The organism is Mesorhizobium sp. B2-4-1, assembly GCF_006442185.1.
GTDB lineage: Bacteria > Pseudomonadota > Alphaproteobacteria > Rhizobiales > Rhizobiaceae > Mesorhizobium.
In genome coordinates this window covers 175,109-198,750 of record NZ_VFVN01000009.1, presented here as the reverse complement: position 1 = coordinate 198,750, position 23,642 = coordinate 175,109, and the positions used below count along the sequence as shown (strand labels likewise).

Genomic DNA, 23,642 nt, shown 5'->3' with positions numbered 1-23,642 from the left:
CGCACAACCGCGGCGTTTCACGGCGAAGCTCCATGCGAAGGATCGAAGAGGGCTCGAGGACATCTTTCGATATTGCCGCACGGTCCTGGTGATACGACGTCGGGAGAGGCGAGTTGCAGCGTTCGCATGGGCCTTCGGTCCCACCTACCGAGTGAGCGCGTAGCAATCGATGTTTTTGAGCGCCAGTCGCCCGCAAGCGCGCCACGCTTCCGACTTGTTGTCGAAGCCGGCATATCTGGCGCGGTAGTACACATCGCCACCTTTTTCGAATGCCTCGGTAAAAGCAGAAGTGTTCGAAAGCAGTTTTGGTGCTTTGCGAGCCGCGAGTGAAAGGATTTCACGAGCTGCGGCCTTGCTTGGCATCGATCCAATCTGGATGATCCATTGACCTTCGTGGGTGGAAGCGGTGCTGATCGGATCGGTGGCATCGGCAGACAGGGCCTGCTCCCTGGGCACATCGCCCATCGCCTCAGCGGCGAAAGCGGCTCGGGAATCGGCCACCTGGGCCGGCTTCCACGTCGGAGTGGGCACCGATGCGTTCGAAGCCGCGGAGGCGACCAATGCGCTTTCTCCGCCACGATCGATCCTGAACCGGTCCGGACCGTTGGAAGCCTTAGCCAGATAGCGGCTGATGAGACGCTTCATGCGTGCATCTCGGCTCCTGATCGTATGTCCGCCCATCACCACCGCGACGATGCTGCGGCCCTGCGCCTCGACGGAAGAAACCAGGTTGAAGCCCGAGGCATTCGTGTATCCCGTTTTGATCCCATCCACGCCCTTCACCCGGCCGAGCAGATGGTTGTGATTGCCGAAGCGCCGACCTTTGTATTTGAAGGATCGGGTGTTGAAGTAGGAATAATAGCCAGGGTGATGATCCCTGAGCGCCAGGCCAAGGCGTGCCATGTCGCGCGCCGTGGTCTTCTGGGCTGTGTCGGGCAGTCCGTTAGCGTTCCTGAACGTGGTGGAGGTCATTCCCAACTGTCGTGCTTTTTGCGTCATGAGACGTGCAAAGCCGACCTCCGACCCGCCGAGGAACTCGCCAATGGCCGTCGCGGCATCGTTGGCGGACTTCGTTACCAGCGCCAATATGACCTGTTCGACGGTGATCGTTTGACCCTGCTTCAGTCCGAGTTTGGAGGGAGCCTCGTTGGCAGCATTGGCCGATACCGGTATTGCCGTGCCTTTCGAGATCCTGCCGCTCTCGAGCGCGTCGAAGATGAGGTAGAGCGTCATCATCTTGGTGAGAGACGCTGGATAGCGCGGAGCGTCCGCATGATCTCTGTAGAGGGTCTTGCCTGTCTTGGCATCGATGACAATGCCTGAAAATCTGGAATTGGCCTGCACGGCGGAAGCAGAGGCGGCGCAAAACACGATGACGACCGAGATCCTCAAGGCGAATTTCAACAATGACGCCGGGAAGGCGACAAGCTTCTCCATTACCAGATACATCCGCCCGCCCGTCGCCGCTCCGTGTAAAATGTGGCCGGGCGAGCCGGCCATCGCATCACGAAGCTAGGCAGGCACCGTTACCAATTGGTTATCGCATTCTTAACGAGAGGCCTCAAATTGTCTCGGCTCTATCCCTCGATTCCGCACCAGATAAGGTCGGCCGCCGTGACGGTTCGCGGAACGCCGCACGGCTCGAGGCGCGCATCGATTGCGGCATCGACTACCAGGATGCTTCCGCGGAAGACAAGTCGATCTTGCTAGAAGATTCTATTCCACATCCTCAGGTCCGTACCCTAAGCGCTTGCTCCATCCTGTCGGCGATCTGTGTGACGATATAGGCAATCACCATGTAGATCACGACGGCAATCACGAAGGCTTCGAGATAGTAGAAATTCAACGCGGCGGTCAGTTGTGATTGCGCGAAGATATCGACAACCTCGATGGCGAATCCGAGTGAAAGCGCCTTCATGATAACCATCATCGAGGTTGTCAGATCGGGAATTGCTGTCAGGGCGACCTGGGGAAATAGCACCCGTCGAAACAATTGGCCCCTTGTATAGCCAAGCGAATAGGCTGCGTCTGCCTGACCGGTGTCAAAGGCGTTGAGGGCTCCTTTGATAATCTCGGCCTGGAACGCGGCGACACAGCCGGTCACCGCAATGACAAGGATAACCCAATTGGGCGTTTGGTGGGCGTTGAAGTCTATGCCAACCAATGAAAACAGAAACTGAAGCGCGGGGGGAAGACCGAAATAGGCGAGGAAGATCACGATCACCATCGGAACGCCCTTGAAGACGACCTTGTAGGCCATGACGAGCTCTCGCAGTGCGGGAATCCGTCTATATTCCACAAGCGCAAACAGGCTGCCGACCATCGTCGAGAGCACGAAGATCGTGAGGGCCATTGCAAGCGTTACGGGTACGGCGCCCAGAATTTCCCGCGAGTCCTGGAGCAGGATATCGGTCTCAAACATGGTCAAATACCCTTGTTAGGTCACACGCTCGCGATCAGTGTGTTCTTGATCTGAGCAGATGTCGTAGCCTCCGGTGCCTGCATCGGGGAACGAAGCTCGAAGAAGCGGACGATGAGCCATGCGATCAAGCACATCACCGAATAGATGACCGCCAGCACGAGATAGGTTTCGAACTGGTACTGATTATAGTCGCGCTCCATGATCAAATGCGCGGTCGCCATGACATCCGCCGCCCCGATGTACATCACCAGCGCAACGTTATGGATCAGGTAGATGACGGAGTTCCCGTAGCCCGGCAATGCGAAGTGCACTGCTTGTGGCCCGATGACGCGCGTGATTTTCTGGCGAAAGGTATATCCAAGACTGTCTGCCGCATCATGCTGGCCGCGATCGACGGCCAGATATGCAGGTCGCAGGACTTCTGACAGGTAGCCGCCGTGATAAAAGCTCAATGCCACCATCGCAGCGATCGTCGGCGAGAAAAAATCTTCGGAGCCGAACAGGATTACCAGCAAGGGAAGCCCGTAAAACGCAACGAACAATTGGAGGACGACGGGAACACTCCGGGCATAGGATACGTAGAGATCCGCCAGGTGACTGATCACTGGCACCCTGCGGACCCGGAGTGTTGTCGCAAGGAGAGCTAGGCAGAACCCAGCAATGAGGGCCGTAAAAGTGATGGCCAGCGTCAGCGGCAACGCCGAGAGCAACTCGGGAATCATAGCAGAAACGTCCACTTGGAACACTCCTTCTTGCAGTTCTGCCTCAACGCCGGCTATCCAGATGCAGCTGAGGACGCCTTGTTACTTCATGTATTTCACGATGTCCTCGCCGAACCACTTCTGCGAGAGCTTGTCGATCGTGCCGTCGTCCTTCAGTTCCTTGAGCACCTTGTTGACGTCCTCGGCCAGGATCTTGTTTTCCGCTGACCGGTGAATCAGCATGTACGTGTTGTTGCTGTAGACCGGATCGGATGCGACGATATCGAGCTTCTTGTTGTCGATGACCGCCTGCTCACCGAGGTTAGACGGTAGAACCAATGCGTCGAACTTGCCGTTCTGAACTTCATCCAGGCGGTTCGGGTAGGGGATCCCGGCGCTCGATGCCGTGACGTCGAGCTTATATTGCGGATTCTCTTTCTGCCAGTTCATGATGAACTTGTAGGTTCCGCCACCTGCCGTGGTCGGAACGATCCTCTTGCCGACCAGGTCCTTCATTTCCTTTATGCCGCTGTCTTTCTTGCTGTAGATTTTCATCAGACTGGCGCCCATCGGGTTCTCTGGAATGATGAATTGCTTCTCTCGCTCGGGCGACTTGTAGTAGCCACCTACGGCGATGTCGTACTTCCCGGTGGCAAGGCCGGTTTCCTGGGCGATGTCGGACACACCTTCCATTTCGAACTTGTACTGCGGTAGCTTCGCATTGATCGCCCTCAGAAGATCGGGCTCATAGCCTTGCGGTTCGACGCCGATGGCGCCCCAGGCCAGCGGCTTGGATTCGGCAGACGTTGCGATCTTGATCGTCCGGACGGTCTGACCATAGCTGGTCCCCGCGGTTGCAAGGGCAATTGCGATGCCACCAGCGACGGCCAGGACATAGCGGCGGGAAAAACCGGATGTGATTGCAGACATTTCTTGGGTTCCCTTCTTGTTGAGCTATTGAAAAGCGAGTTCTGACTGCAGGAATTGAGCCAGTCGTGGACTGGAAGGCGCGTCGAAGATTTCAGCCGGACTGCCGTCGGCGGCAACCACGCCACGGTCCATGAAGACGATCCGGTTCGAGATGTTCTTTGCGAATTGCATCTCGTGGGTCACAAGCAGCGACGTGATCCCTGACGACGTGACATCCTTGATCACCTTCAAAACTTCACCGACAAGTTCAGGGTCCAGCGATGATGTAGGCTCATCGAAGAGGATGACGTCAGGACGCACCGCCAGCGCGCGTGCGATGCCGGTGCGCTGGAGCTGGCCGCCCGAGAGCTGGGATGGATAGCTGTCTCGCTTCGACGAGAGACCGACCCGATCGAGCTCTCTGAGCGCGATTTCCCGCGCCTCTTCCTTGGATTTGCGCTGCACCACAACGAGCGGATCCATCACGTTCTGGAGGACCGTCATGTTCTTGAAGACGTTGAACTGCTGAAAGACCATCGCCGTCCTCAACCGGATCGCCTGGACAGCGGCCTTGTCGGCACGCTGGTAGTCCATCCGAATCTGATCGAACGCGATGGTTCCTGACGACGGCTTGGCCAGACAGTTGATGCATTTCAGCAGCGTGGTCTTGCCGGTGCCACTGGGGCCGATGATCGACACCACGTCACCCCGCTTTACCGAGAGATTGACGCCGTTCAGGACCTGCGTGCTTCCGTAAGACAGCTTTATATCTTTGAGTTCAAGCATTGCTGGTTGGCCCTTCGGAAAGTGTGGGACGGACTGGCTTGACCGGATGCAACGTCATCACCCGCTCTCCGCATGGCCCAGGACGTGCATCAGCCGGTTTGCCCAGCCGAAGATCGCTATGGCGTGGACGAGGTCGATGATCTCGGCATCATTCATGCCGACTGATCGCAGCGAGGCGACGTCGTCTGCCGTCGCTTCCGACGGCGCCGTCGACAGGCGGCGGGCAAAGTTGTAGATTGCCGCATCGCGCGACCCGAGCTTTTCAGGTTTGTCGAGATACAGCGCCGTGACCACTTCATCGCTCTTGGTCAGCTCTGCATGCCGGCGGGCGTGAACAACGGCACAGAATTTGCAGCCATTGACGATCGAGGCACCCAATGCGCCAAGCTCGCGGTCGGGACGGGCAAGCCCGCCCTCGACGTACATGATCGCGTTGAACAACACCGTGCGGGCAAGATAGCTCTCGGGATCATGCACAAGGGTGCGCACATATTCCGAAACTTTCTTGGCCGACGGCGTAACCTTCATCGCTTCGAGCTGTTCCGGCGTTGCCTCCGATAGCTCGACCGGTGCGATATAGGGATGCCAATTCAGCGGCTTCAGGCGCACCGAGGAAATCATGCCCGCCTCATCAATCGCAAGCCGGTTGCGACCCGGGTCTGGAAGTTGATGAAGGCAATCAATTCGGAGAGCGCAACGATCTGGGGATTGTTCAATCCGGCTTGGGCGAGCAGAGCAATGTGGCTCGCCTCCGCCTTTTTCGGCGTCAGGGTGATCAGGTCAACATGTCGGGCGATGGTCGCCAGAGGTTCATTCAAATCCGTTTCCCCCCGGGCCAAGGACAGAAGCTGCTCCGTGGGACCAAGCTGAGCCAGTTGCACCTCATATTCGGCCATCAGGACGGGATCGGCGTTCAGAGCTGCCATGCGACGGGCCAGAGCGACCCGCAAATTCGGCGCCAGCCCCTGGTCGTTTGCCGGCTGCAGGACGGAGAGGCGACATTCCTCGGCCCCTCGCACGAATTCGGGCCGAAACCGCCGTGCAGCAAAAAGGGCATCGTCCGGTGAAAGACCTGCAGCCTTGTCCATTGCGTCGATCACAGTACGGCCTCCTTATGCAACAAGGGTGTTGAATCGACCCATTCGTCGCCCAGAAGTTCCGGGGTGTCATAGGCGATCAGATTGGCGAAGTGGGTTTCGACGTCTTCGGCGAACAGCGACGCGGCAATGCCGCGGACCAGACGGTCGGCACCGGCGCTGACGGCCGGGATATCGCCGGAGACCTTACCATGGGTCAGCATGGCGGCGTCGTTGAAGCAGTGGACATGCGCCAGCATCGGGCAGGAACCGGGGACGCGCTCGCGGAATTCGAAGGCGGGGCCGAGATCCGGTGCCTCCAACATGCCTGCGCGCGGCGGCCCCATGTCCGGCGTATATCGACCATCCGACCAGGTGCGAATGTGTGGGGCGAGGGCAGCGAATTCCGGGCGACCACTGAAGTCATTTGAAAAGCCGGTCGCAGCGATCATGAAATCGTAGCGCACCGGTCCTTGCGTGGTTTCGACCAGAAGGCCTCCGGCATCTTCCTTTACCGCGACCACGCCGCAGTCGAGAAAGAAGCGGGCATTCGCATGACGAGACACGCGAAGCGTCGATGAACGCGGCGGCGGCGTCTGGGTCGAGGCGGTGTAGTCGAAGAATCTCCACTTCCAGGCGTCAGGCAAATGATACATGCCGAGGATGACACCCTGGCTGCCGATTCCGGTCAGCTTGTTGATGCGCGGCATTTCCTTGCGCCGGATCAACATGTCGACTGAACCGGCGCCCGCCTCGAGCGCCGTCGCGGCATTGTCCATCGAAGAGGCACCGGCGCCGATAACCGCCACACGCTTGCCCTTCAGTGCATCGAAATCGATATCGTCGGCAGAATGGGCCCAATAGGAGCGATCGATGCCTCTGAGGAAATCGGGCACGGCAAAACCGCCGAGACCGGACCGACCGGTGGCTAGAACGAGACGACGGGTGAGAACCCGGCCGGTTTCCGCGCCCTCGACATCGATCGCAATCAGATCGCCAACGGCTGCAACGCCTGTCATGCGCACGCTGTTGCGCACCGGCAGACCAAGAACGTTCCGATACCAGACCAGGTAGTCCATCCACTGGCCCTTGGGGATTTTGTCCAGCGACCGCCATGCCTCGACGCCCCATTGTGCCGTGAACCAGGCGCGGAATGTCAGCTGCGGCAGGCCGAGCGACGGACCGTGCAGCGTTTTCGGCGACCGGAGCGTTTGCATGCGGGCAAACGTTATCCATGGCCCTTCGAAGCCGGCTGGAGCCGCGTCATAGGCGACGACATTGGTTATCCCCGTCAGCACCAGCTTTGCGGTGGCAGCAAGTCCGCACATGCCGGCGCCGATCACAACGACGTCACGGACCGGCACGCCATCGCGCGAACGCGCGGGAACCCATGGCTTGGCAGGCAGTTCGAGAAAATCGAGGTCCTGAGCAAGTTGTGCTTCAAGCGCGGCTAGACCTCTCGGGGGGTGCGAACTGGGGGTGTGCTTCATATTCCCGTTCCGTGATTTGTGCCGGAGGCAGGATCGGCCACCAATTGGCCGGCCAGGGTCGGATCGAGTTTCTTGAAGCCAACGATCGACCGTTCAGCCACCGCCTCGACCGCATCCACCAACGCCTGCGCGACTGGACGAAGGGGGCGTTTTTCGCCAGCCACAACACCCCAATAAAAGAGGACGGTTACGTCGATCGGGCGGATGACGACCCCAGGCAAGCCCACGCCATAGGCGGTGAGGGGATCGATGACAGCCGCAACACCAGTCCGGCGTACGATCTGCAACGCGCCATAGGCGGTATTCGTGCGGATTACTGGCCCGGTGTCGATGCCCCTGGCCGCCAACGCCTTGGAGACATGCAACTGGAAACGCAGCGGGTTGAGCAACGTGGCGACGCGGCGGCCGGCAAAAGCGGAAAGCGGTATGACATCTAGTTCGGCCAGCGGATCATCCTCCCGCACGGCAGCAACATCAGGCGCCGAATAGAGCCGCAGGACATCCAGACCGGGCGTATCGAGCGGCAGGCTTGAAAACCCGACCTCGGCACGTCCGCTGCGCACTTCCTGAGCGACGGTCGAGGGAAGGAACTGCCCGAGATGCGTCTCGTGCGGAAGCTCGGCACCTTGGAGTTCAGCCAAGGCCGTAGGGATCAAGCCGGTGCCGATCGCGGAGGTGGTGACGATCTGCAGGATTCGCCCTCTGCCGGCGGCGATCATCTTGGCCCGCGCTGCGAGTTCGGTGAAGGACATCAGCAGGCGTCGTGCTTCCTCCTCGAACGCGACTCCTTCTTCAGACAACTGCACCCGTCGACCGATCCGATGCAGCAATTCGAAGCCAAGTTCGGCCTCGAGCTCCTGAATGGTGCGCGTCACCGCAGGCTGGGAACGCCCGAGCATGTCAGCCGCCCTGGTGATACTGCCGCTGGCAGCAACCGCAAGGAAGGTCTGAAGGTCCCGGGTTTCCATGTTTCTCCTACATGCGTAATCCGTATGATTGACATCGTCTCATTCGTTTTTGATATATGTCAAGCGGAAACGAATGTTCGTTACGGGCTTTGTGCATATGCCGGCCTCAGCGCCAGAATCCGGGTCGGAGGCGGACAGGGACGTCAGACGCGGCTCCAGCTTGCGAAGCCTCCTGAAGAAAAGAATTCAGGTGACGGCGGCAAGGATTCTCGAACCACAAAGCCTGCGACAGGAGGAATATTATGCGCGTGAGTATTCTGGGCGCCGGAGCAATTGCTTATGGCCTTGCCGCCTATTTGGCAGGATCGGGGCATTCGCCAATGCTTTGGTCACCGTCGGGGCAGCGCACCAAGGGGTTGGCTACCGGCGAATTGTTGAAAGCGACGGGGGACATCGCGGCGACGGTACCGGTGCGCATCGCCAAGGATTGCAAGGATGCCATCGCCAACGCGGACGTGGTGGTGATTGCACTTCCGGCTTACGGCCACAGGATGGTGATGGATGCTGCCGCCCCCCATCTGATCGATGGAATCCCGGTCATCATCAGTTCGCATTGTTCGTTCGGGGCACTGTATCTCTCCAGGCGGTTGGCGGAGCGCAAGGTCAGCTTGCCGATCGTCCTGTGGGGCACAACACTGTTGACCGGGCGGCAACTCGGGCCAACCGAGGTCCATGTCACCACCATTCGCCAGAAGCTTGATGTCGCGACGCTGCCTTTCAAAGCTCAGGATGAAGGATACGGATTTTGCACGAGCCTATTTGGTGATCGTTTTGTCAAGCGCGACGGCATGCTTGCGATCGCGCTCAGCAACCTCAATCCGCAAAACCACTTGGGAATTGCCCTCCTCAACTTGACACGCATGGAAAAAGCCGAGCAATGGAGCCAGGGGGGAAACGTCACCCCTGCCGCTGGCCGCCTTATCGAGGCTCTGGATGCCGAACGGCTAGCCATCGCGGCCCATTTTGGTATCGCGGTTCGCACCGTCCAGGAGCATTTTTCATTGTCGTTTCATGTTCCGAAGGGAACCGTTTCGGAGATGAACCAGGAGATGGATCGTCAAGGCCGTGGCGGCTTTGGTCCGACAACAATCGAAAGCCGCTACATTCTCGAGGATGTTCCGTTTGGACTGCTGCCGACCGTATTGTTGGGTAAGATCACCGAGAAACCGGCGACGCTCCACGAGTCTGGAGTTTCGATATTATCGGCGGCTTACGGTCGCGATCTCAAGGGGGATAACGATATTCTTCCCGCGCTCGGCCTCGAGGGAATAGCAAAGGCGGATCTTGAAAACCTTTGCCGCACGGGGTTTTGAGTGCGCCCGCAGCCGATACGGCATGATCACATTTAGGGGCGCCGCGCTACGTCATCGCGTCGGTGCATTTTAACAGTGGTGCGCAGCGTCAGGGCGATGTCGCTGGCGCCGCGATCGCCAGAACCAGCCATGCAACCGTCGAAAGTAGCGTTCGGGACGCCGCGGGGAATCGAGCATCCTGAATTGACAATATCCCCTCCGGGGGGATAGCACTTCAGAATGAAAGAGCGTCCCCACATTCACGAGACCCATCCCGACATCGTCAAACGGCTGAAGCGGGCCGACGGTCATCTGAGGGGCGTTATTGAGATGATCGAAGCAGGCCGGCCTTGCCTTGACATTGCCCAGCAGCTTCATGCCGTCGAAAGGGCTGTTTCCCAGGCCAAGAAGACGCTCATCCAGGATCACCTAAACCACTGCCTGGAAGATGTCGTGGGGCCGCTGCCGCGTGAGCAGCGCCGCTCGATCGATGAATTCAAGGACATCACCAAATACTTGTGAGACACGCTCCATGATGGACGGCATTCGCGGCTGGTTCGGCTTCGGCCCGGCAGCTCAAGGCTTCGGCGGGCATGGCCATGACCATGGCGAGGGCGGACACGGCCACACGCATGGCGTGGTCGATCCCACAATCGCGACGACCACACGCGGCATCTGGGCGATCAAATGGTCGTTCGTGCTGCTAGCCCTCACAGCGGTGCTGCAACTGGTCATCGTATTCCTCTCGGGCAGCGTGGCGCTGCTTGCCGACACCATCCACAATGTCGGCGACGCGGTCACCGCCATCCCGCTGTGGATCGCCTTCATGCTGGCGCGGCGCAAGCCCAGCAAGACCTTCACCTACGGCCTTGGCCGGGTCGAGGACCTGGCCGGCATCATCATCGTCCTGATTATCCTCTTCAGTGCCATCGTCGCCGGCTATGAGGCGATCGACAGGTTGATCCATCCCCAAGCCATCAGCTTCCTCGGCTGGGTTGCCGCCGCCGGCCTCGTCGGTTTCCTGGGCAATGAGGCTGTCGCGGTATTCCGCATCCGCGTCGGCCGCGAGATAAACAGCGCGGCCCTGATCGCCGACGGCTATCACGCCCGCACCGATGGCTTCACCAGCCTTGCGGTGGTGCTTGGCGCGGCCGGCGTCTGGCTAGGCTTCCCGCTCGCGGACCCGATCATCGGCCTTTTGATCACTGTGGCTATCCTCGCCATCGTCTGGCAGTCCTCAAAGGCGGTGCTGACACGCATGCTGGATGGCGTCGAGCCGGGCATCGTCGAGGAAATCCATCATGCGGCTGAACATGTGAGGGGCATCCAACGGGTCGCCCAGGTGCGGGGGCGCTGGATCGGCCACAGGCTGCATGCGGATATCGCCATCAAGGTGGCCGAGACAGCGAGCGCAAAGGATGTGGTCGGCATCGCGGAGGCTTTGAGAGGGGAGCTGTTCGACCACCTGCCGGCGCTCTCGGAGGCGAACATCCGTCTGGAAGGCGAAGGCGGATCCGTGGCTGGCGGTTCGGCCCACGCCGATCATGCGCCGGAGCCTTTCAAGGTCGTCAGCGACCTGGCAACGGGAACGCTCGAAATCGTCGATACGCCCGCTGGCGAGCGCTTGCGTCTCACCATCGACAGCCATGCCGACGATCTGGGGGCGACCGTGATCATCGACCGGTCCGAAGGTCCCGAGACGCTTTCGCTCGGGCCTGTCGCCGGCAATCACCACCGCCGTGAAAGCAGCGTCGCCCCCGCCGAGCCGCACGAGTTCGAGGCGAGGCTGATCCTGACCTCTAAGGGCAAGCAACAGGTCCTGCCGTTCAAGATGGTTGAGCCGGAAGGCCACCAACACTAGGACGGGGCAGACTTGCGCGACTTGACGCGTTCGCTCAATCGGTGTCGCGTGACGCGGGTCGATGACAGATCTCGCCGCTCACGCAGCTCTGTTCTTCTCAGCAAGGTCCGCCCCCGCTGGAGGTTGCCACAGGTTGGCCAAGTCCGAGCTCATTTAGGGTTGCGCCGCACAACGGTGCAGGAGCAGTACTGCCGGTTTGCCAGCCAACCTATTCGCAGACAGCGATCAAAGCCGCGCCTTGGTGCTCCGGGGTGTCGCCAACAACAGGCTGGTCTCGCTGCCGGTGATGCCGGGGATCAGGCGGATGCGCCGCAGCACGGCGTCGAATTCGGTCAGTGTCTGTGTCCCCAGTTCTATCACCAGGTCCCAGCGGCCGTTGGTGGTATGGATCGTCGAAACCTCCGAGAAGCCGCCAAGAGCGCGGATCACACGATCGGCGGCATGCCCTTCGATTTCCACCATCATGATGCCGCGTACACGCTGGTCGACGGCATCGGCTCGCAGGATGACGGTATAACCGATGATCGCACCGGCTTTTTCAAGGCGCTCTATGCGAGACCTGACCGTTGCCCGCGAGACGCTGACATCCATGGCAAGGTCCGAGATGCTGCGCCGCGCGTCATGCCGCAAAAGCGTGATGAGCTGTTCGTCAAGCTGATCCATGGCTCAGAATGCAATCAAATCATTCCATTTTGATAGCCCATTTCGACAAATTTGCCAATTTGATATGTTCATCCTGCCAGTTATCCGCGCTCCAATGAGGCATCGAAGACGCGCGAGGAAATACGGATGCATTGTACGATCGTCGGGGCACCGATCCAGGTCGGCTCGGGCCGGATGGGTTGCGAGATGGGGCCTAGTGCGCTGCGTACCGCAGGCCTGGCGGCAGCGCTCACTGAACTCGGGCATACGCTGGCCGACCTTGGCACCGTCGCCTCTGCCGATCTGCGCCCGATCAGCCACGGCAATGCCGCCTTGAAGGCGCTGCCGGAAATCGTCGCATGGACGGCGGCGATTACCGAGGCGGCCTATGCAGCCAGCGCCGGCGCCATGCCGATCTTCCTTGGTGGCGACCACAGCATTTCCGCCGGCACGCTGGCCGGTATCGCCCGCCGGGCGGCGGAAGCCGGCCGCCCGCTGTTCGTGCTGTGGCTCGACGCACATCCTGATTTTCACACGCTCGACACCACGACCAGCGGGAATTTGCATGGCGTGCCGCTGGCTTATGCCAGCGGGCAACCCGGCTTCGAAGGCTACTTCCCCAGCCTGGCGGCTTGCGTGGATCCGGCCCGTATCTGCACACTGGGCATCCGCAGCGTCGATCCGGCGGAGCGCGAAGCGCTACGCAAGGCGGGCGTCACCGTGCACGACATGCGGATGATTGACGAATACGGCATGGCCCCGCTGCTTCGCGCCTTTCTCGAGCGGGTCAGTGCCGAAAACGGCATGCTGCATGTCAGCCTCGATGTCGATTTTCTCGACCCTTCGATCGCGCCTGCCGTGGGCACCACCGTGCCGGGCGGCGCCACCTTCCGCGAGGCTCATCTGGTGATGGAGATGTTGCACGACAGCCATCTCGTCACCAGCCTCGACCTGGTCGAGCTCAATCCCGCACTCGACGAACGCAACCGCACCGCAACCCTTCTCGTGGACCTGACCGCGAGCCTGATGGGCCGGCGGATCATGGACCGTCCCACACGGAGTTATTGAACTGTGACCCCCCATCTGAACATCGTGCCCTTCGTCAGCGTCGATCACATGATGAAGCTGGTTCTTGCCGTCGGCATCGATCGCTTTCTCATCGATCTCGCTGCCTATATCGAAGAGGATTTCCGACGCTGGGAATTGTTCGACAAGACCCCACGCATCGCTTCGCACAGCATCGACGGCGTCATCGAACTGATGCCTACGAGCGACGGACAGCTCTACGGCTTCAAGTATGTCAACGGTCATCCAAAAAACACGCGCGACGGGCGCCAGACCGTGACGGCGTTCGGCGTGATGGCCGATGTCGGCAATGGCTATCCGATGCTGCTTTCGGAAATGACCATCCTGACCGCGTTGCGCACGGCGGCGACGTCGGCCGTCGCGGCCAAATACCTTGCTCCCAATGCGGCGGACTGCATGGCAATCATCGGCAATGGCGCCCAGTCGGAATTCCAGGCCATCGCCTTCAAGGCCCTGCTCGGCATCGACAGGCTTCGCCTCTATGACATCGATCGGTCGGCATCCTTGAAGTGCGCGAAAAACCTTGCGGGGTTCGGTTTCGACATCGCGATCTGCGCTTCGGCGCAGGAGGCGGTGGAAGGGGCTCACATCATCACGACGGTCACCGCCGACAAACGCTCCGCGACCATCCTGACGGACAACATGGTCGGATCGGGCGTGCACATAAATGCCGTCGGCGGCGATTGCCCCGGCAAGACGGAATTGCATCGCGATATTCTGCTGCGCTCCGCCATATTCGTCGAATACCCGCCGCAGTCGCGCATCGAGGGTGAAGTCCAGCAACTCGAGCCGGACCATACCGTGACGGAGTTGTGGCAAGTGATGACCGGCAAGGCCGTCGGCCGCCGGGATGCCAGTCAGATCACCTTGTTCGATTCCGTCGGCTTTGCGATCGAGGACTTTTCCGCGCTGCGCTACGTCCGCGACCAGCTTCAGCGCACCGGCCTCTACGAGGAGCTCGATCTGCTGGCGGACCCGGATGAGCCACGCGACCTCTTCGGCATGCTGCTGCGCGCCGACAAGGCCGCCCAGATCACGGCCGTATCCAGCTGAGTTTTCGCAGAACCTGCGGCCGAATGTCCGCCTCGCAATAGCTGCGGCGCCGAGCGGCGCGCGGCTCGATATCCTAAAGCGGTTCATCGTTCGATGGAAATGACGAAGCGCTCTATCACTTTTATGCAATTCTCCAGGGAAAGCGCTACACGCTTTTCCGGGAAGACCGCTCTACACTTTTCCTGGAATTGTTTTAGCTCTTCGGGCTCAAGCCCACTTCAAACCACTTCTTCGACATCTGCGCGAGCGTACCGTCCGCGGCCATCTCGCCGAGCGCCTTGTTGAGGATCGCCTGAAGCTCGGGCTCCTGCTTGCGGATGCCCAGGCAAACATTTGACGCCATGATGGCGCCGACGAGACGCGGACCGCTTGTGATCAGCGTGCCGTTGCTCTTTGCCGCGCGGTCCCTCGCGAAGACGACATTGTCGGTCAAGGCAGGCTGTTTCGTGGCTTGCGCGCCATTAGCAAGGCGGCGGGCGCTGGTGTGCGCCAGACGACTTGATAGGCTTCTACTACATTGCTGGCCGTGACACTGAGCCCGGGAAGCGCGATCCAGGCCGGCGGCTGGCGTTCGAGCAGGCCGAGAATTGTGGCAATGCCCGTAGCAACGCCCTGATCGTGAGGCAGTTGCGCGGCGATGCCCTTGATCAGGCCTCCACCAACGAGGTCCGTGGCGACGTCGTTGCCGAGGTCGACTGTCGTCACCGGAATAGCCTTGCCCGCATCGCGGATCGCCGCGACGGCAGCGATTGCCGGCACGTCCCAGACGGCAAACAGTCCGGCGAGCTCCGGATTGGCCTGCAGCAAGTCGGCGGTCGCGGCTCTCGCTTGCGACACGTCGGCAAACTTGCCGCGAACCAGCGTCAGGTCGGGACGTCGAGCAGCCATCCATTTTCGGAAAGCAATCTCGCGCTCATGCGTCGCGAAGAAATCGATGCCATAGGCCAGAACGCCGACCTTTCCGCCCTGTGGTATATGTGGCGCCAGGAGTTCTGCGCCGATCTGACCGAGACCGAAATTGTCGCTGGAAACAACGCTGACGTAATCCTTGCCGGGCAGCATGCCGGTTGGGGCATTGTCGAGCAGCAACAGCTTCTTTCCGGCCGCCGATATTGCACGATGCGCGTCGGCGGCACGGTTGCTGCCGATTGGAATGGAGACCACCGCATCCACGGCTTCGCCGGCCAGCCGTTTCAGTTCCGAAATTTGCCGCTCGATGTCGAAGCCGCAGTCGACGACCTCGACCACCGCCGCTCCGTAGCGGCCAAGCGTGGTGACGATCCCGGCCAATTCCTCCTTAGCCCAGTCGCTCTTGGTGGTGTGGAGAACGATGGCGACCGAGAAGCGCCGGTTGCGGGCGAGATCGGCGTCGGCATTCGACAACCCGACCTGGTCGGCTGGAACCGCCCGTTCGCCATGCGGCCCAAGGCCGGTGATCGCCATTCCTCAACCCTCCCCAGGTTCACGCGGCCCGGCCGACTTGGCGATGCTATGCAAGCGCTCCTCCCGGTGGCCGTGGCTTTGCCGGGCGAGCGCTGGTTCCGAGTGCGGCCCGCGCGAGAAAATCCTTGAATTCCGGATGCTCACGCGGTGAACCGAGCGTAATCCACCCCTGCAGAAATTTCGCATCGAACAGTGCTTCCGCAACGACTTGGGCGGCGCCGACCAGTCCGGCCGAGCCGCCCATCTGCGAACGGACGATGCGCAGGTCGCGGGTGACGATCGGATGCGACTGGCGATAGACCGCCTCGCGTACGGCTGCCAACAGTATGTCCCCGGTCTGGGCCACGCTGCCGCCGAGTACGATCAATGACGGGTTCAGCAGATTGGCCAATGGCGCCAGTACCTCGCCGACCGCACGGCCGCAACGCCCGAGAAGGTCGATACAGAACGGATCGCCCAATTGGGCGCCGTGGCCAGCGTCGGTGACCGTCACTTCGCCGGCGCGCGCAAGCATCTCGGCCAGATAGGGGCTGCTCCCGCTCTCGGCCGCCTGGCGGGCCTCGCGTCCGAGCGCTTCGCTGCCGGCAACAGCTTCGAGATTTCTGCCCTCGATGAAAGTATGACCGATCATGCCGGCAGCGCCCTGCGCGCCACGGTGCAACGCTCCCTCCGAAACCACGCCGGCGCTGATCGAGCGGCCGAGCTTGACGAAGATCATGTCGGCGAGGCCGCTGCCGGACTTCAGTTCGCCCATCGTCATCGTCTGGACGCCGCTTCGCACCCATACCGGCGCGCCGACAAGCGTGGCCAACTGCTCGACGAAAGGGAATCCATCCCAGTTCTGGAACGCATTCAGCGCCGGCGCGAACAGCCGCTGATCATCGCATTTCTCAACGGCTCCGGGCACCGCCAGCCCGATGCCCCAGATGCTGGCCTCACTGCCATGCTCTTCCAGCATCCAGGCAAACAGCGTTGCTAGCCGCTGGACCACCGGCTCGGGACCTGCGGCCAGTTCCACCGCTTCGTGATGTTCGGCCAGCAGGCGGCCGGACAGGTCTGATACACCGACTGCCAGCGAGGAATGATCGAGCACGGCGGCCAGGATCATGCCAATGCGCGGCCGGAAGCGGACATGGCGTGGTGCGCGTCCGCCGATCGCCGGGCCGAGTTCGCCTTCTTCTATCAGCCCTAGCCGAAGCAGCGTGGCGAGACGATCCGTGACGACGGCGCGCCCCAGTTCCGACTGGTTCTCTAGCTCCTGGCGGGTCGTTGCCGCCTCGGTCCGTATAAGGTTGAGCAGCGTGGCCAGGCTGCCATGCGCGGATTCGCTGGCACGCGGCCGGCCGGCGGCGCGGCGCGGTTGGTCCGACTGTACGGGGTCTGTGGCGCTGCGCTCGTCCATAGTCTTGCCGAGGCTCATCTCCCGATCTCTATCGCTGCCGGCTCAGGGTCATCACGCCGTTAGCCATGGGTACCGTGGCCTCATTTACGGATCAAGCAGGAACTTATGTATTTTACAAACAAAAGTATGCCGACTTTTGCATTTTAATGATTGACGAGCGGCGAAAGGCGGGCATAAGTATCAGCCAGGCTCGGAGGAGGGCTCCTAACGTCGACAGCCCTCGCGAAGGCGAAGGATGTCGCACGTCCGTTGTCCGAATTCTTCTCCAGCCAAAGATGCCGGCCCCGCGCTGCGCGCGGTGATGCATCGGCTACAGGCAGGGAGGATACGAGATGCCGGTGAAACTGGCCTATCACGCCAATTGCTGGGGTGCGCTCGGTGGCAACGCCGTCGGCGTCACTTCGATCACCCAGCTTACCTATCGCACCTTCGGTGACATGGAGCAGGCGATCCGCGACATTGGATCGGCCGGATATACCGGAACAGAACTCTTCGACGGCAATCTCCTCGACTATCAAGGACGCAATGGCGCGCTGCGCGCTGCCTTGGACCAGTCCGGCGTCGTGCTCGTGGCCGGCTACTCCGGTGCCAACTTTATCTTCGACGATATCCTTGGCGAGGAGTTGGCGCGGATCGAACGCGGAGCGGCTGCCGTGGCCGAACTCGGCGGCGAGCATCTGGTCGTCGGCGGTGGCGCCAAGCGAGCCAAAGGCCGGCAGCCAGATGATTTCAAGCGCCTCGGCGCGGCGCTCGACAAGGTCATCGACATCGCAGCCAAGGCGGGCTTGCGCGCGCACTATCACCCGCATCTGTCGACCATCGTCGAAGGTCCCGACGAAGTTCGCGAGATTTTCAAACATACCGCGATCGATTTCTGTCCGGACACCGCGCATCTGGCAGCCGCTGGCGGTGATCCGGCCGCGCAGATTCGCGAATTCAGCAAGCGCATCAGCTATGTGCATTTGAAGGGCTGGCAGCGCGATCCCTTCGCCTTCACGCCGCTCGACCGCGGCGACCTTGATATGGAGCCGATCATCCAGGCGCTCGAGGACACCGGATTTTCCGGCTGGATCGCAACCGAGCTGGATGCCTGGCCAGACCCCAAGCAAGGGGCGGAACTCAGCATGAAATATCTGAAGAGCGCTTTGAAGCAGAGTTGAACCGACAGGTACCAAGCCTGTCATCAGGGAGGAGACCCAAATGACACGTTTCAACACAATAGCCGGGACGTTCACGGCGGCATTGCTGGCCGCCAGCCTCTATACCGCAGCTCCCGCTTTCGCCGACCCCGATTCAGCACTCGCCGAACTGCAGAAGACAGTGCTCTCCAAGGGGCCGAACGGCGAAGCTCCAGCGTCGGCGGCGTCCGTCAATCTGACGCAGGAGGAACTGGCCAAGATCAAGGACATGAAGGCGACGGCGGCGATCGTCATGCACTATGGCGGCAATGACTGGTCACGCGCGCAGATCGCCGGCCTCAAAGACCAGTTTGGCAAGATGGGCATCGAGGTGATCGCCACGACCGATGCCGGATTCAAGCCGGAAAAGCAGGTCGCCGACCTCGAAACTGTGATGGCCCAGAACCCCAAGATCATCGTTTCGATCCCCACCGACCCGTCGGCGACGGCGTCCGCGTACAGGGCAGTTGCCGATAAGGGCGTGAAGCTGGTGTTCATGGACAACGTGCCGGCCGGCTTCGTCGCGGGCAAGGATTACGTCTCCGTAGTCTCGGCCGACAATTATGGCAACGGCGTCGCCGCAGCGCATCTGATGGCCAAGGCGCTGGGGGGCAAGGGCGACATTGGTCTGGTCTTCCACGCCGCCGACTTCTTTGTCACCAAACAGCGTTATGATGGCTTCAAGAAGACGATCGCCGACAACTACCCCGATATCAAGATTGTCGCCGAACAAGGCATTGGCGGCCCGGACTTCACCGGCGACGCCGAAAAGGCGGCATCGGCCATCCTCACTTCCAACCCTGCCATCAACGGCATCTGGGCGGTGTGGGACGTGCCGGCCGAAGGCGTCATCTCGGCGGCCCGCACCGCTGGTCGCGACGACCTTGTCATCACCACCTGCGACCTCGGCGAGAACGTCGCAATCAATATGGCGGGCGGGGGCTTCGTGAAGGGCCTGGGCGCCCAGCGTCCGTTTGACCAGGGCGTCACCGAAGCCCTGCTCGCAGGCTACGGTCTGCTCGGCAAGGAGGCTCCGGCCTTCGTCGCCTTGCCGGCGCTGCCCGTCACCAAGGACACGCTGCTCGAGGGTTGGAAAGCCGTCTATCACGCCGAGGCGACCGACAAGATCAAGGGCAGCATGTAGCGCGCCCTGCGGCCGGCGCACTCCCAGCGGCCGCACCTCTTCTCAATTCGACAGGAGACCATCATGACCAAGACGCTCAACGTGGCGATGATCGGCGGCGGCTTTATGGGTAAAGCCCATGCGCTCGCTTATGCGACGATGCCGATGTTCTTCTGGCCCGCCCCCGCCATCCCCGTGCGCAAGGTGGTGGTCGACATCACCGAGACACTGGCCGACGAAGGCCGCCGTCGCTACGGATTCGAGGAATCATCCGCTGACTGGCGTTCGGTGGTGACGCGATCCGACATCGACGTCATTGACATCGTCACCCCGAACGACAGCCATGCCGCGATCGCGATCGCGGCCGCTGAAGCCGGCAAGCACATCATCTGCGAAAAGCCGCTGGCGCGCGGCGGCGACGAGGCAAAGACCATGCTCGACGCGGTGAACAAAGCCGGCGTCATCCACATGGTTGCCTTCAACTATCGTCGCACGCCGGCAGTGGCGCTTGCCCGCCAATACATAGAGGAAGGCCGCATCGGTAAGATTCTCAACTTCCGCGGCACCTATCTGCAGGACTGGTCGGCCGATCCGGATTCGCCTCTGTCCTGGCGCTTTCAGAAGAAGATCGCCGGGTCCGGCTCGATCGGCGACATCGGCACCCATGTCGTCGACCTTGCCCGTTATCTGGTCGGCGAGATCGCCGAGGTCAGCGCGTTGGTGCGCACCTACAACAAAACGCGACCGATCCAACGCGGCAATCTCGACAGGCTCGGCGCGGCAGAGAGGAATACCGATACCGAGCGGGCTGAGGTCGACGTCGACGACGAGGTGATGACGCTGCTGAAATTCGCCGACGGCGCGATCGGTTCGCTGGAGGCGACCCGCAACGCCTATGGCCGCAACAATTTCATCACTTTCGAGATCCACGGCACCAAAGGCTCCATTGCTTTCAACTACGAACGGCGCGACGAATTGCAGGTGATGTTTGCCGATGATCCTGCGGATGCACGCGGCTTCAGGTCCGTCTATTCCGGTCCGGCGCACCCCTATGGGTCGGGTCTGTGGCCAATCCCGGCGCTCGGCATCGGCTATTCCGAAACCAAGATCGTGGAGTGTTTCGATTTCTTCTCGGCTATTGTTTCGGGCAAGCAGCCCTTGCCCAATTTCGAGGATGGCTACAAGACCGAGCGGGTGGCCGACGCGCTGATCGAATCCGGCCAATCCGGCCAGTGGACCAAGGTCCGACCATGACAATCGCGGCGCCTGTTCATGCGGTGGAAATGAAAGGCGTCACCAAATCCTTCGGCGGCGTCAAGGCGCTGGTCGATGTCGACCTGCGGGTAGAGAAAGGCGAAATCCACGCATTGCTCGGTGGCAATGGTGCCGGTAAGTCGACCATCCTGAAAGTGTTGAACGGCGTTCATGTGCCGGACACCGGTACCATTCTAGTCGATGGCAAGCCACTCGCCGAAATCTCGCCCGAAGCTTCAAGGCGGGCGGGCATCGCCATGATCTTCCAGGAAATGAGCCTCATCCCCACGCTGACCGTGGCGCAGAATGTTTTCCTGACCCGCGAAGCCAAGGTCGCGTTCGGCCTGATCGACGATCGCACCGCCGAAAAACGCGCCAAGGACCTGTTCGACATGCTGCAGGTCGAGGTCGATCCGAAAGCGACGATCGGCAATCTCGGCGCCGGCCAACGGCAGTTGACGGAGATCGTCAAGGCGATCTCGCAGAATGCGAAAGTGCTGGTCCTGGATGAACCGTCGACGGCGCTGGCGGTATCCGATGTCGAGCGGCTGTTTGCCTTCCTGCGCAAACTGAGATCGGAAGGCGTCGCCATCATCTATGTCTCGCACCGCATGGACGAGATAGCCCGCATCGCCGACCGCGCCACGATCTTGCGCGATGGCCGCAACGTCATCACCGCGCCGATGTCGGAACTGCCGATCGAAACGATGATTGAGCATATTGTCGGCAAACGCTCGCGTGGTCTGTCCGACGTGGTACGCGGCGAATCGAATGTCGGGGCGCCGCTGCTTGAGCTCGACGGTGTTTCAGGGGTGGAGAAACCGAAGAACGTCAGCTTCGTCGTCCACAGCGGCGAAGTGGTCGGCCTAGCCGGGCTGCTGGGCTCCGGGCGGTCGGCGATCGCGCGCGTCATCGCCGGCATAGATCCGATCGTCGAAGGCGAGATCCGCATTGCCGGCGAGCCGGTGGCGATCGCCAGACCAAGTGACGCCATCGAGGCCGGTGTGGCGCTGGTGCCGGAGGATCGGCTACGGCAGGGCGTCATCGCGGGGCATTCGGTCGCCTCCAACATGACGCTCGCCGTGCTCGACCAGTTGAGCAGCAAGGCCTTTGTGTCGACGAAAAAGATGCGCGAGCTGACTGATCGCCAGATCGCCCAGCTGCGGATCAAGACTGCATCGCGCGACAGCCCGGTGCGCACACTTTCGGGCGGCAACCAGCAGAAGGTCGTCATCGGCAAATGGCTTTCGAGGAATCCGGAGATCCTGGTCCTCGACGAGCCGACCTCCGGCATCGATATCGGTTCGAAGTCGGAAATCATCCTGCTGGTTCGCCAGCTCGCCAACGCCGGCAAGGCAATCATCATGATCTCGTCGGAGCTGTCCGAGATGCTGTCGGCCTGCGACCGTATCATCGTCGTCTCCGAGGGGCGCGTCGTGGACGATGTCAGCCGCGCCGATCTCGACGATCCCTCGGCGCCAAAGAACGATCCGGTTGCGCGACTCCAGGCGGCCGAGCGCAAGCTGCAGATCGTCATCCAGAAAGCGCTGAGCAAGAGCCAGGGAGGAATACATGTCCACTAGTCAGGCTGCCGCGTCCCAGTCCTCGCTGGCAGCGAGGCTTGGGCTCACCAACTGGCGGCAGAACATCATCTACATCGGTTTCGTCGTCATCTTCATCATTTTCGCGATAACGTTGTTCGACAAGGGCTTCCTCAACCTCAACAACCTGCTCAACATCGTGCGGCAGACGGCGATGATCGCGGTGATGGCGATCGCCATGACCTATGTTCTGTCGGCAGGCGAGATCGACCTGTCCGTTGGTGCCGTCGCGGGTCTCGCCTCGGTGACGACGGCGATGGCGATCGACGCCGGCGGACCGATCACCGGTGTGATGGCGGGGCTCGCCACAGGCGCCGTCGTCGGCACCTTCAACGGCCTGTTGACGACGCGGGTCGGAATTCCATCCTTCCTTACCACGTTGGCTATGATGGGCATCGCTACCGGCACCGCAATGTGGATCAGCGATACGGCTGCGGTGCCGATCATCTCGAAGAGCTACTCCTGGATCTTCGGCGGCGGCAATGTCGGGCCGGTGCCGGTGCTGCTGATCTGGATGCTGGTGCTGGGAGCCGTCGGCCACGTCGTTTTGAGGCGAACGAGCTTTGGCCGCCGCGTGCTGGCCACCGGCGGCGGCGAGATCGCGGCGCGTTATTCCGGCATCGACACCAAGTCGGTCAAGTTCCGCGTGCTTACCATCTCGGCCATGGCGGCGGCGCTGGCCGGAATGCTTTACGCCGGCCGGCTGCAATCGGGGCGCTTCCAACTCGGCCAAGGCGACGAACTGTCGGTGATAGCCGCGGCGGTGCTTGGCGGCACCAGCCTGTTCGGCGGCTCCGGCACGGTGATCGGGACAATTGTCGGCGCGCTGATGATCGGCCTCATCAATAACGGCCTGATTCTGATGGGGTTGGAGTTCAGCCAGCAGCTAATCGCGCGCGGCGCCATCATCATCCTTGCCGTTGCACTCAGCCAGGGGAGGAAATGAGATGACGGTTCCCTATACGGTCATCGGCACCGTGGTTGCCAAACCCGAAACCCGCGATGAACTGCAAAGAATCCTGTCGGGCCTCGTCGAACCGACACGTGCCGAGGAGGGCTGCATCAACTACGACTTCCATGTCGACCCGGCTGACCCCTGCGTATTCATGTTTTACGAGAACTGGCGTTCGAAGGACGATCTCGACAGGCACCTCTCCATGCCACATCTGATGCCGCTGTTCGGGAAGCTCGACGACCTCGTTGCGCGGCCGGTGGATGTCCGTCAATTCGTCATGCTCAGCCAGCTGGCGCTGGCATCGCATGAGCGATCGTTTCCAACCCCGCGCGGTGAGAGCAGATCCGATGGAGACAGGTAAAGCGCTCGGGACGCGGGTGACAGCTGAAAGTGCCAGCTT

Annotated in this window: 24 protein-coding genes; 11 read left to right on the top strand and 13 right to left on the bottom strand. The window is 61.1% G+C overall.

Annotated features, from left to right (window positions below):
* Positions 1 to 144: 144 nt before the first annotated feature.
* From FJ949_RS22725 to FJ949_RS22685, 9 genes are all read right to left on the bottom strand, one after another.
* Positions 145 to 1,437 (bottom strand): D-alanyl-D-alanine carboxypeptidase, encoded by a 1,293-nt coding sequence (locus FJ949_RS22725; RefSeq protein ID WP_140499344.1) that lies wholly within the window; start codon positions 1,435 to 1,437, stop codon positions 145 to 147.
* A 292-nt stretch (positions 1,438 to 1,729) separates the two neighbouring features.
* Positions 1,730 to 2,422: an amino acid ABC transporter permease gene (locus FJ949_RS22720; protein ID WP_140499342.1), complete on the bottom strand. Its 693-nt coding sequence runs from the start codon at positions 2,420 to 2,422 to the stop codon at positions 1,730 to 1,732.
* A 20-nt stretch (positions 2,423 to 2,442) separates the two neighbouring features.
* Positions 2,443 to 3,159 (bottom strand): amino acid ABC transporter permease, encoded by a 717-nt coding sequence (locus FJ949_RS22715; protein ID WP_140499340.1) that lies wholly within the window; start codon positions 3,157 to 3,159, stop codon positions 2,443 to 2,445.
* A gap of 66 nt (positions 3,160 to 3,225) precedes the next feature.
* Positions 3,226 to 4,053, bottom strand: coding sequence for a transporter substrate-binding domain-containing protein (locus FJ949_RS22710; RefSeq protein ID WP_140499338.1), 828 nt, complete (start codon positions 4,051 to 4,053; stop codon positions 3,226 to 3,228).
* A 24-nt stretch (positions 4,054 to 4,077) separates the two neighbouring features.
* Positions 4,078 to 4,818 carry an amino acid ABC transporter ATP-binding protein gene (locus tag FJ949_RS22705; RefSeq protein ID WP_140499336.1) on the bottom strand — a complete coding sequence of 247 codons (741 nt, stop codon included), beginning with the start codon at positions 4,816 to 4,818 and terminating at the stop codon, positions 4,078 to 4,080.
* Between the two features lie 57 nt (positions 4,819 to 4,875).
* Complete coding sequence (locus FJ949_RS22700; protein WP_140499334.1) at positions 4,876 to 5,439, bottom strand: peroxidase-related enzyme; 564 nt, start codon at positions 5,437 to 5,439, stop codon at positions 4,876 to 4,878.
* Positions 5,436 to 5,918 (bottom strand): hypothetical protein, encoded by a 483-nt coding sequence (locus tag FJ949_RS22695; RefSeq protein WP_140499332.1) that lies wholly within the window; start codon positions 5,916 to 5,918, stop codon positions 5,436 to 5,438. Before FJ949_RS22695 ends, FJ949_RS22700 begins: the two co-directional genes overlap by 4 nt.
* Entirely contained in the window at positions 5,915 to 7,384 is a 1,470-nt protein-coding gene (locus FJ949_RS22690; protein ID WP_140499330.1) for an NAD(P)/FAD-dependent oxidoreductase, read from the bottom strand. The genes FJ949_RS22695 and FJ949_RS22690 overlap by 4 nt, the downstream gene beginning before the upstream one ends.
* Positions 7,381 to 8,352 (bottom strand): LysR family transcriptional regulator, encoded by a 972-nt coding sequence (locus FJ949_RS22685; RefSeq protein ID WP_140499328.1) that lies wholly within the window; start codon positions 8,350 to 8,352, stop codon positions 7,381 to 7,383. The genes FJ949_RS22690 and FJ949_RS22685 overlap by 4 nt, the downstream gene beginning before the upstream one ends.
* A gap of 242 nt (positions 8,353 to 8,594) precedes the next feature.
* On the opposite strand from FJ949_RS22685, the gene FJ949_RS22680 reads away from it, so the two are divergent.
* The 3 genes from FJ949_RS22680 (at position 8,595) to FJ949_RS22670 (ending at position 11,505) form a co-directional block, all read left to right on the top strand.
* Positions 8,595 to 9,665 (top strand): NAD/NADP-dependent octopine/nopaline dehydrogenase family protein, encoded by a 1,071-nt coding sequence (locus FJ949_RS22680; protein ID WP_140499326.1) that lies wholly within the window; start codon positions 8,595 to 8,597, stop codon positions 9,663 to 9,665.
* A 219-nt stretch (positions 9,666 to 9,884) separates the two neighbouring features.
* Entirely contained in the window at positions 9,885 to 10,166 is a 282-nt protein-coding gene (locus FJ949_RS22675; RefSeq protein ID WP_140499324.1) for a metal-sensing transcriptional repressor, read from the top strand.
* 10 nt (positions 10,167 to 10,176) lie between these two features.
* Positions 10,177 to 11,505, top strand: a complete 1,329-nt coding sequence (locus tag FJ949_RS22670) for a cation diffusion facilitator family transporter (RefSeq protein ID WP_140499322.1) — start codon at positions 10,177 to 10,179, stop codon at positions 11,503 to 11,505.
* A 225-nt stretch (positions 11,506 to 11,730) separates the two neighbouring features.
* Here the strand turns inward: FJ949_RS22670 and FJ949_RS22665 are convergent, their stop codons facing one another.
* Positions 11,731 to 12,168, bottom strand: a complete 438-nt coding sequence (locus FJ949_RS22665) for an Lrp/AsnC family transcriptional regulator (protein WP_140499320.1) — start codon at positions 12,166 to 12,168, stop codon at positions 11,731 to 11,733.
* Between the two features lie 126 nt (positions 12,169 to 12,294).
* On the opposite strand from FJ949_RS22665, the gene rocF reads away from it, so the two are divergent.
* Positions 12,295 to 13,215 carry an arginase gene (gene rocF, locus FJ949_RS22660; protein WP_140499318.1) on the top strand — a complete coding sequence of 307 codons (921 nt, stop codon included), beginning with the start codon at positions 12,295 to 12,297 and terminating at the stop codon, positions 13,213 to 13,215.
* A gap of 3 nt (positions 13,216 to 13,218) precedes the next feature.
* Positions 13,219 to 14,286, top strand: a complete 1,068-nt coding sequence (locus tag FJ949_RS22655; protein WP_140499316.1) for an ornithine cyclodeaminase — start codon at positions 13,219 to 13,221, stop codon at positions 14,284 to 14,286.
* A 193-nt stretch (positions 14,287 to 14,479) separates the two neighbouring features.
* On the opposite strand, the gene FJ949_RS22650 is transcribed toward FJ949_RS22655, so the two are convergent.
* Genes FJ949_RS22650 through FJ949_RS22640 form a run of 3 tightly spaced genes read right to left on the bottom strand, consistent with a single transcriptional unit; the run spans position 14,480 to position 17,149 of the window.
* Positions 14,480 to 14,719, bottom strand: coding sequence for a transporter substrate-binding domain-containing protein (locus FJ949_RS22650; protein WP_181167255.1), 240 nt, complete (start codon positions 14,717 to 14,719; stop codon positions 14,480 to 14,482).
* Positions 14,716 to 15,729 (bottom strand): substrate-binding domain-containing protein, encoded by a 1,014-nt coding sequence (locus FJ949_RS22645; RefSeq protein WP_140499314.1) that lies wholly within the window; start codon positions 15,727 to 15,729, stop codon positions 14,716 to 14,718. The genes FJ949_RS22650 and FJ949_RS22645 overlap by 4 nt, the downstream gene beginning before the upstream one ends.
* 46 nt (positions 15,730 to 15,775) lie before the next feature.
* Positions 15,776 to 17,149 (bottom strand): ROK family protein, encoded by a 1,374-nt coding sequence (locus FJ949_RS22640; protein ID WP_224519041.1) that lies wholly within the window; start codon positions 17,147 to 17,149, stop codon positions 15,776 to 15,778.
* Between the two features lie 314 nt (positions 17,150 to 17,463).
* Here FJ949_RS22640 and FJ949_RS22635 point away from each other — a divergent pair, with 314 nt between their 5' ends.
* The 6 genes from FJ949_RS22635 (at position 17,464) to FJ949_RS22610 (ending at position 23,603) form a co-directional block, all read left to right on the top strand.
* Complete coding sequence (locus FJ949_RS22635) at positions 17,464 to 18,291, top strand: sugar phosphate isomerase/epimerase family protein (RefSeq protein ID WP_140499312.1); 828 nt, start codon at positions 17,464 to 17,466, stop codon at positions 18,289 to 18,291.
* Between the two features lie 40 nt (positions 18,292 to 18,331).
* Complete coding sequence (locus FJ949_RS22630) at positions 18,332 to 19,453, top strand: substrate-binding domain-containing protein (protein ID WP_140499310.1); 1,122 nt, start codon at positions 18,332 to 18,334, stop codon at positions 19,451 to 19,453.
* 63 nt (positions 19,454 to 19,516) lie between these two features.
* The gene (locus FJ949_RS22625) at positions 19,517 to 20,686 is read left to right on the top strand and encodes a Gfo/Idh/MocA family oxidoreductase (protein ID WP_140499308.1); all 1,170 of its coding nucleotides are present in this window, start codon (positions 19,517 to 19,519) and stop codon (positions 20,684 to 20,686) included.
* A complete protein-coding gene (locus FJ949_RS22620) occupies positions 20,683 to 22,269 on the top strand; it encodes a sugar ABC transporter ATP-binding protein (RefSeq protein ID WP_224646840.1) in 1,587 nt (528 codons plus the stop codon). The genes FJ949_RS22625 and FJ949_RS22620 overlap by 4 nt, the downstream gene beginning before the upstream one ends.
* Positions 22,259 to 23,233, top strand: a complete 975-nt coding sequence (locus FJ949_RS22615) for an ABC transporter permease (protein WP_140499306.1) — start codon at positions 22,259 to 22,261, stop codon at positions 23,231 to 23,233. The genes FJ949_RS22620 and FJ949_RS22615 overlap by 11 nt, the downstream gene beginning before the upstream one ends.
* Position 23,234: 1 nt before the next feature.
* The gene (locus FJ949_RS22610; protein WP_140499304.1) at positions 23,235 to 23,603 is read left to right on the top strand and encodes a putative quinol monooxygenase; all 369 of its coding nucleotides are present in this window, start codon (positions 23,235 to 23,237) and stop codon (positions 23,601 to 23,603) included.
* Positions 23,604 to 23,642 lie beyond the last annotated feature (39 nt).